Annotated in this window: 11 protein-coding genes and 3 pseudogenes; 8 read left to right on the top strand and 6 right to left on the bottom strand. The window is 72.7% G+C overall.

Features of this window, described 5'->3' with window-relative positions:
• Positions 1-64: 64 nt before the first annotated feature.
• A pseudogene (locus tag FEF34_RS43890) lies at positions 65-1,882 on the bottom strand (RHS repeat-associated core domain-containing protein); the annotation flags it as partial.
• On the opposite strand from FEF34_RS43890, the gene FEF34_RS42685 reads away from it, so the two are divergent.
• Complete coding sequence (locus FEF34_RS42685; protein ID WP_234042320.1) at positions 1,866-2,069, top strand: hypothetical protein; 204 nt, start codon at positions 1,866-1,868, stop codon at positions 2,067-2,069. The pseudogene FEF34_RS43890 and the gene FEF34_RS42685 sit on opposite strands and share 17 nt — an antisense overlap.
• 263 nt (positions 2,070-2,332) lie before the next feature.
• Here FEF34_RS42685 and FEF34_RS07740 read toward each other — a convergent pair whose 3' ends face one another.
• Both FEF34_RS07740 and FEF34_RS07735 read right to left on the bottom strand, forming a co-directional pair.
• On the bottom strand, positions 2,333-3,706 hold the full coding sequence (locus tag FEF34_RS07740) for a GAF domain-containing protein (protein ID WP_171052866.1): 1,374 nt from the start codon (positions 3,704-3,706) through the stop codon (positions 2,333-2,335).
• A gap of 356 nt (positions 3,707-4,062) precedes the next feature.
• Positions 4,063-5,736 (bottom strand): acyl-CoA dehydrogenase family protein, encoded by a 1,674-nt coding sequence (locus tag FEF34_RS07735; protein ID WP_138052467.1) that lies wholly within the window; start codon positions 5,734-5,736, stop codon positions 4,063-4,065.
• Between the two features lie 17 nt (positions 5,737-5,753).
• On the opposite strand from FEF34_RS07735, the gene FEF34_RS07730 reads away from it, so the two are divergent.
• Together FEF34_RS07730 and FEF34_RS07725 are read left to right on the top strand one after the other, a co-directional pair.
• A complete protein-coding gene (locus tag FEF34_RS07730; protein ID WP_138052466.1) occupies positions 5,754-7,067 on the top strand; it encodes a YihY/virulence factor BrkB family protein in 1,314 nt (437 codons plus the stop codon).
• Between the two features lie 135 nt (positions 7,068-7,202).
• The gene (locus FEF34_RS07725; protein WP_138052465.1) at positions 7,203-7,949 is read left to right on the top strand and encodes a helix-turn-helix domain-containing protein; all 747 of its coding nucleotides are present in this window, start codon (positions 7,203-7,205) and stop codon (positions 7,947-7,949) included.
• Here FEF34_RS07725 and FEF34_RS07720 read toward each other — a convergent pair.
• Positions 7,871-8,281, bottom strand: a complete 411-nt coding sequence (locus tag FEF34_RS07720) for a VOC family protein (RefSeq protein ID WP_138052464.1) — start codon at positions 8,279-8,281, stop codon at positions 7,871-7,873. The two genes, FEF34_RS07725 and FEF34_RS07720, sit on opposite strands and share 79 nt — an antisense overlap.
• 268 nt (positions 8,282-8,549) lie before the next feature.
• Between FEF34_RS07720 and FEF34_RS07715 the strand changes: the two genes are divergently transcribed.
• Positions 8,550-9,344 carry a response regulator transcription factor gene (locus FEF34_RS07715; protein ID WP_234042319.1) on the top strand — a complete coding sequence of 265 codons (795 nt, stop codon included), beginning with the start codon at positions 8,550-8,552 and terminating at the stop codon, positions 9,342-9,344.
• A gap of 5 nt (positions 9,345-9,349) precedes the next feature.
• Positions 9,350-10,459, top strand: a complete 1,110-nt coding sequence (locus FEF34_RS07710) for a sensor histidine kinase (RefSeq protein WP_138057352.1) — start codon at positions 9,350-9,352, stop codon at positions 10,457-10,459.
• Positions 10,460-10,736: 277 nt separating this feature from the next.
• Here the strand turns inward: FEF34_RS07710 and FEF34_RS07705 are convergent, their stop codons facing one another.
• Positions 10,737-11,903, bottom strand: a complete 1,167-nt coding sequence (locus FEF34_RS07705) for a serine hydrolase domain-containing protein (RefSeq protein ID WP_138052463.1) — start codon at positions 11,901-11,903, stop codon at positions 10,737-10,739.
• 200 nt (positions 11,904-12,103) lie between these two features.
• On the opposite strand from FEF34_RS07705, the gene FEF34_RS07700 reads away from it, so the two are divergent.
• A complete protein-coding gene (locus FEF34_RS07700) occupies positions 12,104-12,442 on the top strand; it encodes a hypothetical protein (protein ID WP_138052462.1) in 339 nt (112 codons plus the stop codon).
• Here FEF34_RS07700 and FEF34_RS42680 read toward each other — a convergent pair.
• Positions 12,417-12,512 (bottom strand): annotated as a pseudogene (locus FEF34_RS42680) (cupin domain-containing protein); the annotation flags it as partial. The gene FEF34_RS07700 and the pseudogene FEF34_RS42680 overlap by 26 nt on opposite strands.
• A 294-nt stretch (positions 12,513-12,806) precedes the next feature.
• Between FEF34_RS42680 and FEF34_RS07690 the strand changes: the two are divergent.
• Both FEF34_RS07690 and FEF34_RS07685 read left to right on the top strand, forming a co-directional pair.
• Positions 12,807-13,444 (top strand): annotated as a pseudogene (locus FEF34_RS07690) (cytochrome P450).
• Between the two features lie 6 nt (positions 13,445-13,450).
• Positions 13,451-13,699: an acyl-CoA carboxylase subunit epsilon gene (locus FEF34_RS07685; protein ID WP_138052461.1), complete on the top strand. Its 249-nt coding sequence runs from the start codon at positions 13,451-13,453 to the stop codon at positions 13,697-13,699.
• Positions 13,700-13,915: the final 216 nt, after the last annotated feature.

The following is a 13,915-nucleotide window of genomic DNA, read 5'->3' as shown; positions in this document are numbered from 1 at the left end:
GCGGGGCTGTCCCCAGGGATCCCCGGGGACAGCCCCGCCGTTTTCAAGACGCGTCAGCCTGCCATCAGAAGAGGCTGCCCAGCCAACTTGTCACGGTGTCCAGGAAGCCACTCGACTCCTCCGACGACGACGATGACTGCGACGGAGCCTCGTTGAGGTCGACCGTCTCCGTCCACGTGATGTCCTGTGATTTCGTGCTGAAACGCCCCGTATCGTAGTACGAGTTGAGGGGCTTGGCGATGTTCTCGCTCCACCACTCGCTGTACCCGCCGAGCTCCGGGGCAATATGCGTTCCAGAGTTCATGGTGCTGTTGTTGCTCACATGGAACTGAATGGTCGCCGTGCCTGCCTCCTTGTCGACGGACTTGACCGTGTAGTCCATGTTGTAGGAACCCAGGAACGCCGCGGACATGTTCGACGTGAAGTCCATGAAGACGGTCTTGGAGTTCAGCGAGTGATTCAGGCCGTTATTCGGTATGAGGCCTGTTTCCTTGTCCGGCTTTCCCTGTGCGACAGTTGCGCCCAGATTGTAGTTGCCGATGTTGATGTTGTCGGCCGCGATCTCCCGCACGCGCTGGACGTGGTAGTGGTCCATGAGCGACTGTGTGAAGGCGTCGTTTCCGCCGAAGTCCCGATGCTTGGGACCGGTGCCCGCGACCCATTCGAATCCCAGATCCACTCCATTGGGGTTACCGGGACTTCCGAAGCATCCAGGGCACTTCTCCCGAAGAATCGGCTCTGCGGCGAGCACGGGGCTGGCAAGCGTGTCGGCGACAGTCGTGACGGTGCCGACCCAGGCAGCGGCGAAGTTGTCGTCCCAGGGGCAGAATGAGCCACCTTCGCACCAGTTGTGCCCATCGATCTCGACGCCGCTGATCGGGTTGCCGCCGGTGAAGGCGTAGCGGTTCCCCGTGAAGGGATCCGATCCCAGCCGCATGTCGGCCAGGGCGCCGTTGTACATGTCCCGGCTGGTGAAGCGGTTCAGGCCGGGGCTGTAGTCACGGAAGCCCATGTCGTAGGTGCCGCTGGCGGCGTCCCAGCGCTTGGCGTTGAAGCGGTAGGGGTTGTACGCCTCCTTGTCGGGCTGGGCCGTGTCGGGCTTGTCGATGCCGGTGAACTCGGCGTCGTTGTTGGTGCCGTAGGCGGTGTAGCCGTAGGTGGACTTGGTGTCACCGCTGGTGTCGGTGAGGGTTTCGACGTCGGTGTGGCCGTTGTAGCCGTAGACGCCGAGTTCCTCGCTGCCGTCGGTGTTGTGCTTCAGCTGCGTCAGGCGTTCGCCCCACGGGCTGTACTGGTAGGACTTGGTGACCGCGCCTGCAACGGCCTCGTTGAGAACCTCGCTGGAGGTACCGAGGTAGTTGAAGTCGGTGGTCTTGCCGCCCTCCGTCTTGGATGCCGTGCGGTCCAGGGGGTCGAAGACGTAGGCGGTGGTCTTCGTCGTAACCCCGTCGGTCTGCAGCTTGGCGTTCTTGACCACGTGGTCGAAGCCGTCGTAGTCCCTGTCCTCGACCACCTTGCCGCCCGCGACGACCGTGTCCAGTCGGCCGTACGGGTCGTAGTTGTAGCTGTTGCTGGCGGCGCCGATGCTGGAGCTGAGGAGCCGGTTGCGGTCGTAGGTGTAGTTGGTTGTGACGTTCTTGATCGTCTGGGTGACGACGTTGGCGTTGTTGTCGTGGACGTAGGTCTCGGTGCCCGCGCCGGTTCCCGTCTTCACGGACTGGGCGAGCCGGTTGACCGGGTCGTAGGTGTAGTCCGTGGTGGAGTTCAGGTACGCGCCGTGGTCGTCAGCGTTCATCTTGGACGCGACGTCCTGCGCCTGGTTGCCGTTGGCGTCGTAGGCGTAGGTGTGCGACGAGACCAGGGTGGTGTTCGGCTTCTTCTCGATCTGGAAGAAGACGGCCGACGTCCCGACCGGCAAGGACCCGGTCGTCGCCATCGTCCTCGACGACAAGGGCGGCCAGGCCGCCTGCACGCTCGCCATCCGCGACAAGCACGTCCAACGCGCCACGGCCATGGGAGAGTTCGGCCGCGCCACCTGCACCGGCGAGCTGCCCGCCGCCGACCACTGATCAGTTGCGCAGAAGGGATGAGGCATGACTCCGAGAGGGACCCGCGCAACGGCGGGCGAGAAGAGCACCACGCACGATCTGGCTGGTGACGGGGGCCGTCGTGCACGGGGCCACGGACGTGACGGTCGCGGCCGTCACCGGAGGCTCCGAGGGCACCGGCCCCGATGACAACACCCGTCCGGCGAAGGCCCATGCGCCGGCGCTGTACGGCAAGGACCCGAAGAAGCGCGAACTTCGGCGCACGGAGATGCTCCCGCAACGCGTCAGCCGGACCCGCCCCGCGCCCCGGCTTCCGTTCCGGTCCCGGCCCCGGTCCGCGTCTCCGTACCGGTCCTGGTCCACGCCCCGGCTTCCGTTCCGGTCCCGGCCCGCGCCTCCGCCACGGCCGGGGCCGACGAGTGCGGCAGCAGATCGGCGGGGTGCGCCGGGCACACGACCTCCACCTCGACCTCGTCGCTGAAGCGGTACGGGCGGTGTGCCAGCACACCCGACAGATAGCGCCTCACACGTGACATTTCAGCGCGCACCGTGACCGTACGCGTCGGGTCGCCGAACACATCGCCCGCGAGCTCCGTGGCCGTGCGCCCCTGCGGATGCACCGCCAGCACGTACAGCAGCTCGGCGTGGCGCGGGCTGAGCTCCTGCGTCCAGCTGCCGGCGGGGCCGTGGACCGCGATCGACCACCGGCGGGCGCGGCTCAGGTCCAGGACGACCCGCCCCGCGGACTCCGCGGGCCGCGGCTCGTCGGGGCGCACCAGCCAGCCCCCGGGCAGCGGTTCGACGGTGCACACGCCCAGCGACGGCAGCCACACCCGGCCCGCGTGGAACGACTTGGGCAGCGGCAGCCGGTCCGCCGGCGCCATTCCGGTCACGGCCGCCGTCCAGCCGTGCACGTCCACGACGAGCGCCCGGCCGCCGATCCGGCACAGGATCGGCGCCGCGACGGAGCGGAGCCGTTCGATCTGCCGCAGATGGCGCTCCCGCAGCTCCGCCTCGGCGAGCTGCGCCACCGACCTGACGAGCGCGAGGGTCGCCGGATGGAAGCTGGACGCCGGCCCGCTGACGTCGACGATGCCGAGCAGCCGGCCGTCGCGGGGGTCCTGGACCGGCGCGGCCGCGCAGGTCCAGTTGTGCAGCGTGTGGACGAAGTGCTCGGCCGAGTGGACCTGGACCGGCCGCCGGGCCGCGAGCGCGGTGCCGATGGCGTTGGTGCCGGTGCTGTCCTCGCTCCAGGCCGCGCCCTCCTCCAGGCAGATGGTGGCGGCCTGCCGGAGCACACCCGCGTTCCCCTCCCGCCACAGCACCCTGCCCTGGCAGTCCGTCACCACCATGATCTGCAGGGAGGCGTCGGCGATCGCGGTGAGCCCGCCGCTCAGCGTGTGCATCACCTCGCCGAGCACGCTGGACCGCCGCCGGTGCTCCAGCTCGTCCCGCTGGAGCAGCACGCTGCTCGTGGAACGGTCGGGGTCCAGCCCGAGCCGCAGCATGCGCTGCCAGGAGGCGTCGATGACCGCTCGGGGCGGGACCGGCGGGCGGCGCCCGGCCAGCGTCGCCGCGTGCACCTGGTGCAGCACGTGGGCCGCGTGCGCGGCGTCCGCGGCGCTCAGCCGCGAGATGTCCAGAGCCGTGTTCCTCATCGGAAGCCCCCCGTCGTCGGCGCCGATCGGTGCAGGTCGGTCATGCGCGTGGTGCCGGGCCGGCCGGCCCTCGCGACACTGCGGGCCGGTCGTGCCGTATCGGTGCTGCCCGGTGCGCGAGCCGCCGCGGACCGTCCGGATCCATCGTGCCGCCCGTGCCCGTACCCGGAAGCGGAGTTCGGACAACTCCTGCAACGGTCTGCAACTCTGGCCAACGAACGACAGGTGGGTGAAGGTGGCACGAGCGGAGGGTGGTGCCGTGTCGGCGCAGCACCACCCCCGCTTTTGCGCAGGTCAGACCCGGCTCGCCTGCCTGAAGACGCACGGGTGCGGCCAGCGGCGCGCGATGCCACCGCTCACACCTCCACGCGCGCCCGTCCCACCACCGCCGCCTGGTTCAGCCCGTACGGCAGCGTGCCGAACGCCGACCCCCAGTCACCGCCCAGCCGTGAGGCGCAGAAGGCGTCCGCGACCTCCGGCGGCGCCCAGCGCACCAGCAGCGACCCCTGGAGCACCAAGGCCATCCGCTCGGTCAGCCGGCGTGCCCGCACCTCCGCGGACTCCAGGTCCGCCAGTTCCGTCAGCAGTGCCTTGACCGCACCGTCCAGCCGGTGGTCGGCGCCACGGGCCAGGCCGACCTCCCGGAGGAAGGCGTCCACGGGGAGCACCTCCCGCCCGCTGCGCCCCGCGGTCCGGGGCGCGCCCCGCAGCGCACGCAGCACGTCCAGCGCCTGGACGTTGCCCGATCCCTCCCACACGGAGTTCAGCGGCGACTCCCGCAGCAGCCGCGGCATCCCCGACTCCTCCACGTAGCCGTTCCCGCCCAGGCACTCCAGCGCCTCCGCCACTACCGGCGTACACCGCTTGGTGACCCAGTACTTGGCGGCCGGCACCGCGATGCGCAGTAGCGCCCGCTCCGACTCCGAGCCTCCACCCGCGGCGTCGTAGGCCGCGGCCAGCCGCATCGCGAGCACCGTCGCCGCCTCCGACTCCAGCGCCAGATCGGCCAGAACGTTGCGCATCAGCGGCTTGTCGACGAGCGGGCCGCCGAACGCGCTCCGGTAGGCGGTGTGATGGACGGCCTGCGTCACCGCCTGCCGCATCAGGGCCGCCGAGCCGACCACACAGTCGAGCCTGGTGGCCGCCACCATCCCGATGATGGTGCGCACCCCGCGCCCCTCCTCGCCGACCCGGCGCGCCCACGTGCCGGCGAACTCCACCTCGGCCGACGCGTTCGACCGGTTGCCCAGCTTGTCCTTCAGCCGCTGGATCGCGAACACGTTCCGCGTCCCGTCGTCGAGCACCCGCGGCACCAGGAAGCACGACAGCCCCCCGGGGGCCTGGGCCAGCACCAGGAACCCGTCGCTCATCGGCGCCGAGCAGAACCACTTGTGCCCGGTCAGCTCGTACTCCCCGGCAGCGGCCAGCGGCACAGCCCGCGTCGTGATCGCGCGGACGTCACTGCCGCCCTGCTTCTCCGTCATGCCCATCCCGAACAGCACGCCCGGCTTCCGCGCGGCCGGCCGCAGTCCCTGCGCGTACACCCCGGACGTCAGCCGCGGCTCCCACTCCGCCGCCAGCTCGGGGTCGGTGCGCAGCGTGGGCACCGCCGCGTGTGTCATCGACACCGGACAGCCGTGCCCGGCCTCCGCCTGCGACCACACCAGGAACCCGGCCGCACGCCGGACGTGCCCGCCGGGCCGTCCCCAGGCGTTCGTCAGCCCCGAGGCGACCGCCTTGCCCAGCAGCCGGTGCCACGCCGGATGGAAGTCGACCTCGTCGATCCGGTTCCCGTACCGGTCGTGCGTGCGCAGCACCGGCGGGTTCTTGTCGGCCTCGACCGCCCAGCGCTGTGCCTGGGCCGAGCCCGCGGCCCGGCCGAGCTCCGCCAGCTCCCGCCGCGCCGTGCCGTGGACCGACGGGTCCAAGTGCCGCTCGACCGCCTCGGCGAGCGCCCGGTCCGCGGAGAACACGTCGTACGCCACCAGGGGCGGAGGCTGGTTGGTCACGGTGTGGGTGCTGGTCGCCATGCCGATACGGTAAGGAGGTGCAGGCAGCAAACGAAACACCTGACCGGCCCGCCGGCCGGCTCCACCGGGTCAGAGTCCTCTACCGCAACGTCTCCAAGCGGAAGCTCGCCTGGTTGCTGCTGAAGGACACGGTCAATTCGTGCATCGAGTACCGGATCCTGGGGCTCGCGGCCGAGGCCGCGTTCTTCACCCTGCTGTCCCTGCCGCCGTTGATGCTGGGCCTGCTCGGCCTCCTCGGCTACGTCGACGACTGGACCAGCACCACCACCGTCGCCTCCATCCAGGAGAACATCCTCCGCGCCGCCGGCACCGTGCTGTCCGACCGCGGCGTCAACGAGATCGCCAAACCCCTGCTCGAGGACGTCACCCGCGGCGGCCGCCCCGACGTCATCTCCCTCGGCTTCGCGATCGCCCTGTGGTCGGGCTCCCGCGCGGTGAACGTGTTCATCGACACCATCACCGTGATGTACGGACTCGACGGCCAGCGCGGCATCGTCGCCACCCGGCTGCTGGCGTTCCTGCTCTATCTGATCGCACTGCTGATCGGCGCCGTGGTACTGCCGCTCGCCGTGGTCGGCCCGGACCGGGTCGTCGAGTTCGTGCCGTTCGGCGCGGACCTCGTCAGCGTCCTGTACTGGCCGGTGGTGATCCTGCTGTCGGTCGCCTTCCTCACCACGCTGTACCACGTGTCCGTGCCGGTCCGATCGCCCTGGGTGGAGGACGTCCCGGGCGCACTGGTGGCCCTCGGCATGTGGGTGCTCGGGAGCTTCCTGCTGCGCATCTATCTGACCAGCACCGTCGAGGGCCCCACCATCTACGGCTCCCTCGCCGCGCCCATCGCGGTACTGCTGTGGATCGGCATCTCGGCGTTCGCGGTCCTCGTCGGCGCCGCCGTCAACGCGGCGATCGACCGGGTGTGGCCGTCGGTCGCCACGGCCGCCGCCCGAGCCGCCAAACAGCGCGTCCGGGCCGCCCACGCCGCCGAGCTGGTCGCCCGCGCCCGGGCGGCGGAGGGGGAGAGCGAGGACCTGGAGGAGGGCGGCGGGGACATGCCCTCGGAGTTCCCCGAGCGCTGGTCGAAGTTCCTGCCGCCGGACGACGTGCGGTCCCGGCTGCACGGGAGCCGGGAGCACCGTGACCGGGACACCCGGGACACCCGGGACACCCGGGACGCTCGCGACAAGGGCGACAAGGGCGACCGGGGCGACCGGGGCGAGGGGGACGACCGGGACGCCCGTGGCAGGGGCGACCGGGACAACGGGGACGCGCGTGACCGGGACGCGCGTGACCGGGACGCGCGTGACAAGGACAAGGGGGAGCGGAAACTCTGACGAGGGGCGGTGGAAGCCTCGGCAGCGGAGCTCGGGGGCGTGCGACGAGGAGCCGGCCGCATGTGAGGGTGAGCCCCGGGGCACGGGGGGAAGGGGAGCGGCGCAACGTCCGGAGCAGCCCCTAACCTCGACAGCATGTACGCGGAACGGACCTCCCTGCTTCCCGGAGCCGTCCTCTGGCACAACGAGCCGGGGCCCGGCCCGGCGGTGCCCGTCCTGCCCGACGGCTGTATGGACCTGCTCTGGACCGAAGGGCGGCTGCTGGTCGCCGGACCCGACACCCGCGCGCAACCTCTCGACGGCGTGCGAGCCGCCTACGCAGGCGTACGCTTCCCGCCCGGCGCCGCACCCGCCTTCTTCGGCGTCCCGGCCCACGAACTGCGCGACCTGCGCGTGGACCTCACCGAACTGTGGCCCGCCCGGCAGGTGCGCCCGCTGGCGCACCGGGTCACCGACGCGCCGGACCGGGCCTCCGCTCTGGAGGCCGTGGCCCTGCGGCACGCGGCGGACTCGCCCCCGCCCGACCCTTTGCTGCGGGCCGTCGCGGAGGGGCTGGACGCGGGCGCGACCGTGGCCGCGACCGCCGCGGCCGTCGGGATGGGCGCCCGCCAGTTGCACCGCCGCTCCCTGGACGCCTTCGGCTACGGGCCGAAGACACTCGCCCGCGTACTGCGGCTGCAACGTGCCCTGGCCCTCGTACGGGACGGCGTGCCGTACGCGGAGGCCGCCCTGGCCGCGGGCTGCTCGGACCAGGCGCACCTCGCACGCGAGATGCGGTCCCTGACCGGGCTCACCCTCGGCCGCTACGCCGAGCTGGCCGCCGCGTCCTGGCCCGCGAACAGCGACACCGCGGCACCGTCCGGATCGAGGACGACCGCGTAGCGCTGCCCCCAGTCCGCGTCCCAGGGCGCGAGGTGGCCGCGGTGTCCCGCCCCGACGAGCTCCTCGTACACCTTGTCCACCTCGGCGGGACTGTCGCAGAGGAAGGCGAGCCCCACCCGGTCCCCGCCCTCGGGCCGGGTCCAGTCCGGGTCGAAGGAGCGGACGGTGTCCTCGGTGTCGAACAGCACGCGCGGCCCACCGGGCAGCACGGCCTCGACGTGCGGTGCGGCCGCGGCCCCCTCGGGGACGTCCAGGCCGAGCCGGCGGTAGAAGGCGAGCGAGGCGGCCATGTCGGAGACGACCAGGCCGACAGCATCGAGTCGTGGAGTCATGCGGCCACCGTAGGGGCGGTGACGCGGCGGGGGCTTGAAGGAATCGGACACGGCCGCCGGCTCTTCCGCGCAGGCGCGGGCCGAGGAGAGTCCGGGAACGGCATCGTCCTGCCGGACGACGCGGGCGCTTCCTCCGGCCGCACCGCACCGGGCACCGCTTCTCCGGAGGAGTACCGTGTCCGACGTGGCGACCGCCCGCGGGGCGGCGTCATCGATTCGTAAGGGGTGGGGCGCGCGCCCGGGGGCCGGGGGGGAGAAGACTGGGGGCATGCACAACATCCTGGTCGTCGACGACGATCCGACCGTCGCCGAAGTGGTCACCGGCTATCTGGAGCGCGCCGGGTACACGGTGGCCCGCGCCGCGGACGGGCCCGGGGCCCTGGAGGCCGCCGGAGAGCGGTGGCCGGACCTGGTGGTCCTCGATCTGATGCTGCCCGGCATGGACGGCCTCGAGGTCTGCCGAAGGCTCCGCGGCCGGGGACCGGTTCCGGTGATCATGTTGACCGCGCGCGGTGACGAGGACGACCGGATCCTCGGTCTCGAGACCGGCGCGGACGACTACGTCACCAAGCCGTTCAGCCCGCGCGAACTGGTGCTGCGGGTCGAGTCCGTGCTGCGCCGCGGCCGGGCGGCCGCCGACGCGGACCCGGGCGGGCCCGTGCTCGGCTGCGCCGGGATCACCGTGGACCCGGCTGCCCGTCGCGTCACCAAGAACGGAGTGGAGATCGGTCTGACCCTGCGCGAGTTCGATCTGCTCCTGCACCTCATGCGCCACCGTGGGCTGGCCATAGGGCGGGAGCGGCTGATGCATGAGGTGTGGGGCTGGGACTTCGGCGATCTGTCGACCGTCACCGTGCACGTGCGACGGCTGCGCGGCAAGATCGAGGACGATCCGGCCCGGCCGCGCCTGATCCACACGGTCTGGGGTGTCGGCTACCGCTTCGACGCGCCCGCGGAACCGGAACCGCCGGCGGCATCGGCGCGGGTGTCCGACGGGCAACCGGACCGCCGAGCCGGCGGGGGCACCCCGGGTGAGGGCACCGACCCGGCGGAAGGGGCGTGAACGCCGTGCGTGACGTCCTCCTCATCGCCCTCTTCGCGTTCCTCGGCGCCGCCGCGGCGGGACTGGCCGGTGCCGTCGTGCTGCGGATGCTGCGCCGGCGGTCCCTCACCGTCTCGCTGACCGTGGTCGCCGGAGTGACCGTCGTCGCGATGCTCGCCGGGACCCTGGCGGTCGCCCAGGCGATGTTCCTGTCCGCGCACGATCTGACGGTCGTCACCACGGTCGTCGCGATGGCCGCGGTGGTGTCCCTCGCCACGGCCCTGCTGCTCGGCCGGTGGGTCGTCGCGCGCAGCCGCGAACTCGCCCTCGCCGCCCGTACCTTCGGGGAGGACGGCAGCTTCGCCGCGCCCGGAGGGGAGGCCACGGCCGAACTCGCCGAGCTGGGCCGGGAACTCGCCGCCACCAGCGCCAGGCTCGCCGAGTCCCGGGAACGGGAACGGGCGCTGGAGACCTCCCGGCGGGAACTCGTCGCCTGGATCTCGCACGATCTGCGGACCCCGCTCGCCGGGCTGCGGGCCATGTCGGAGGCGCTGGAGGACGGGGTCGTACCCGACCCCCAGCGGTACTTCCGGCAGATCCGTGCGGAGGTCGAGCGGATGAACCGGATGGTCGGCGACCTCTTCGAACTGTCCCGCATCCACGCCGGCGCGCTCGCGCTGACGCCCACGCGGATGTCCGTGCACGACCTGGTCGGCGAGGCCCTGGCGGGCGCCGTCCCACTGGCCCGGGAGCACGGTGTACGGCTCGTGGGGGACCGGGTCGAGCAGGTGCCGATCGAGGTCGACGCCGAGGAGATGACGCGGGTCCTGGCCAATCTGCTGGTGAACGCGATCCGGCGGACCCCGGCCGACGGGACGGTCGCGGTGGCCGCCGAACGCCGCGAGGGCTCCGTCGTGCTGTCCGTGACCGACGGCTGCGGGGGTATCCCGGAGGAGGATCTGCCGAGGGTCTTCGACACCGGCTGGCGCGGCAGCGAGGCCCGCACGCCTCCCGCGGGGGCGGGCCTCGGTCTCGCGATCGTCAGAGGCATCGTGGAGGCGCACGAAGGACGCGCCGGGGTGCACAACGTGTCGGGCGGCTGCCGCTTCGAGGTGACCCTCCCGGCCGCCCCGTGACCCGCCCTCCCCGCCCGCGGCCGCCGGCGCCGACGTGCCCGGTGCCTGCGGTGGCTCCGGGCCGCTCCGACCCACCGCGTCGCTTCGGCGTCCGCACCGGAAGGGCTACCGGGTCGGTTCTGTGCCGGTCGCGACCCGGCCGGTGGACACCCCCCCGCGCCGGTCGCCGCCCCCCGCACCCGACCGCGAGCCCCCGCACGGGGGTCCGGCCCATCCCGCAGGGACGTGCCGGGTTCCTCCCGGCGCCGGCGGTGGGCCGCCGAGGCGGCGTCCCGCGTCACAGGGCCCGGTACACCGCCTCGACCAGCGCCATCTTGCGTGGGTCGTCGGCGATCCGTGAGCCCATGCGGTTCATGACGTACCCCATCGACAGGTCCGCCTCCGGGTCCGCGAGCCCGCAGGAGCCGCCGAAGCCGTCGTGGCCGACCGCCCGCGGGTTGGGACCGTACGACCCGTTGGGGCCGCTCAGCCACAGCCCGAGCGCGACCTCCGTGTCATGGGCGGAGCCCGCGCCGAGGACGAGGTCCCGGCAGGGCCCCTGGCCTTCGCGGACCCGTTCGGCGGCGGTGGCCGACAGCAGCCGCCGCCCACCGAGCAGACCGCCCGAGGCGATGATCCCGTACAGCTCGGCGATCGCGCGGGCGCTGCCGTGGCCGTTGGCGGCCGGGATCTCGGCAGCCCGCCACTCCGGGCTGCCGGCCTCCGCGGCGCCCACGGCGGGGTTGGCCAGGGCGGCCAGCGCCACGGGCTCCAACTGGGCGAAGACCGCGGCCTGTTCGCTGTCCGACGCGACGGGCGCGTGCACCAGCTCGGCGGCTCGGTGGTACTCCTTCTCCGGCAGCCCGATGGAGAAGTCGACGCCGTACGGCCCCGTCACCTCCTCGTGCAGGAAGGCCCCGGGCAGCAGACCCGTGACGCGCCGCACCACCTCGCCGACCAGGAAGCCGTACGTCATCGCGTGGTAGCCGGACCGGGTTCCGGGCGTCCACCACGGCTCGGTCGCGGCGAGCCGGGCCACCGTCAGCTCCCAGTCGCAGAGTTGGGCGAACGTGTGGGGCTCCCGCAGTCCGGCGAGCCCGGAGCGGTGCGACAGCAGATGGCGGACGAGGACGGACTCCTTGCCGGCGGCGGCGAACTCCGGCCAGTACGAGGCGACCGGTGCGTCCAGGTCCAGCAGCCCCCGGTCGGCCAGGACGTGCGCGCACAGTGCGGTCGGGCCCTTCGTTGTCGACCACACATTGACCACGGTGTCCCGCTCCCACGGCCGGGTGCGCCCCGCGTCCGCCCAGCCGCCCCACAGGTCGACGACCGCCCGTCCGCCCACCCGGACCGTCACGGCGGCACCCAGTTCGTCCCGTTCGGCGAAGTTCTCCTCGAAGGCGGTGCGCACCGCGGTGAACCGTGCGTCGCAGTGGCCCTCGATGCGTGTCCCGGTGTCGGTCATGGCCCCTCCCTGGTCCGTCGTGCGCCGTCCTGCACCGGCCGGCGGCCAGGAACATACCGACTGGTCGGACCGACGGGAAGACGGCGGGCGCGGTCACCCCAACGGGAGCGCGACGGGGAGGCGTTGTCAGTGCCGTGCGGCAGGGTGGCGAGTGCACCGTCACATATGACGCGAGACGACCCGAGAGGAACGGCCGACCGATGAGTGCCACCGCTGTGATGACGTCCCGTGAACGAGCCGCCGCCCAGGCGTACGTGCGGCTCCTCGGCGCCGTGCGCGCCGCGCTCACCGAACCTCCCGGTGCCGAAGCCCCGCCGCCTCCCGTGCTGCTCAGCGCCCCCATGGCGGAGGCGGACGAGGCCCTCGCCGCTGCGGGCCTCGTGGGCAACGAGATGGCGTTGTTCGGTCTGGTGACGGGGCTGCACCGCAGGAGCCCGTCAGAGCCGTCGAATCCTTCGAATCCGTCGAATCCGTCGGACCCGGCGGCGCATCGCGGTCCGCGGCCGGCGCGCGTCACGCCTCGTGGCGCAGGGGCGTGAGCTGCTCGATGTCGTAACGGGCCCGGAGTTCGACGATCGCCCCGTGGTCGGGCGGGCCGCCCGCGTCGAGTCCAAAGGATCCGTGAGGTCACCCGTTCGCGCCCGCCGAGGAAAGCCCTTGTGGCTGGTCCGTCCGGGTGATGGCGCGCCGGTGCCGTCCCGACGGCGCGGCGGCCGTGAAGGGCTGGTCCGTCCGGGTGATGGCGCGCCGGTGCCGTCCCGACGGCGCGGCGACCGGGAAGGGATGTGAGAGCCGTTGACCGCCGCCCGCTCCGCTCACCCGGCGTGACCAGGGGCCGCGGCGGCATCGGGCGTCGGACGTTGGGAGTTGAACGTGAAGACGTCAGAACCCGGGACGCCGGCCGTGTCCGGACCCGGTCCGCGGGAGGACGAGGGCGTTCGCCACTGGCACCTCGAGGACCTGAGGGCCCTGGACTTCGACCCGTTCCTGACCACGGTCCTCCGGGACGAGCCGGTGGTGCCCATCCGGCTCCGGTACGGCGAGGGCACCGCGTGGCTCGTGACACGCCACGACGACGTCGAGTCCATCACGTCGGACCCCCGGTTCAGCCGCCGGGCTCTCGCCGATCGGGACGTGACCGGCGGATCCCCGCATGCCGTCGCCGCCAGGCTGCGTTTCGTCCCGCACCGCAACGGCGTGGGCCTGCCGAGGATCGCCACCGAGGACGTGGAGGTCGGCGGGGGCGCATCGGAGCCGGCGAGGCCGTCTACTGCTCGTACCTGGCCGCGAACCGGGACCCCTCGGTCTTCCCCGACCCGCACACCCTGGACCTCGGCCGCCCCGCGGCCGCGCATCTCTCCTTCGGACACGGCCCGCACCACTGCGTGGGCCCGATGCCGGCGCGGATGGAGTCCGAGGTGATGCCGGCGACGCTCCTGCGCCGCTGTCCGCGGCTGGCCCTGGCGGTGCCAGAGGAGGAGATCGCCTGGCAGGAGGGCGCGCTGATCCGCGGGCCCGAGTCCCTCCCGGTGAGGTGGTGAGGCCGCGTGGACGTGGACCTGCGCATCGTGCACGGCGCTCCGGACGCCGAGGAACTGGCCGCCGTCATGGCCGTGCTGACCGTCGTCGCCCACCGCCGCTCGACCGCCCGCGCCGCCGCCGGCGGCGGCGGCGAACCGGACGGCGGATCGCGGCGCGCCCACTGGGACCGCGCCTGTGGCGGCGGCTTCCAGCCCTGCGGCTCGTGGCGGGAACGGGACCGGACGGTGACGGCGTTCGACCCGGGAAGCCGCTGAGCCGGGCCCGGCGGTGGAGGTGATTGTTCGATACGGGGCGGCCATCGGGCCTGGCAGGCCGGTGGTGCCCTTCGAGTCGGGTGCCGACCGCTCCGGAACTCCTCGACGTCGCCGCGCATGAACCCGTGCTCCCCGGGTATCCGAAGTCCGCGATAGCCCCCCACGAAGGGGGCGGCACCCCCCGCCGCCCCGCGAACGGCCCCGCCCGCCGCCCCC

It is taken from the genome of Streptomyces marianii, from assembly GCF_005795905.1.
In the GTDB taxonomy this organism is placed as follows: domain Bacteria; phylum Actinomycetota; class Actinomycetes; order Streptomycetales; family Streptomycetaceae; genus Streptomyces; species Streptomyces marianii.
Note: the sequence above shows the minus strand (reverse complement) of the source record. Positions and strands in the feature narration are given on the sequence as shown.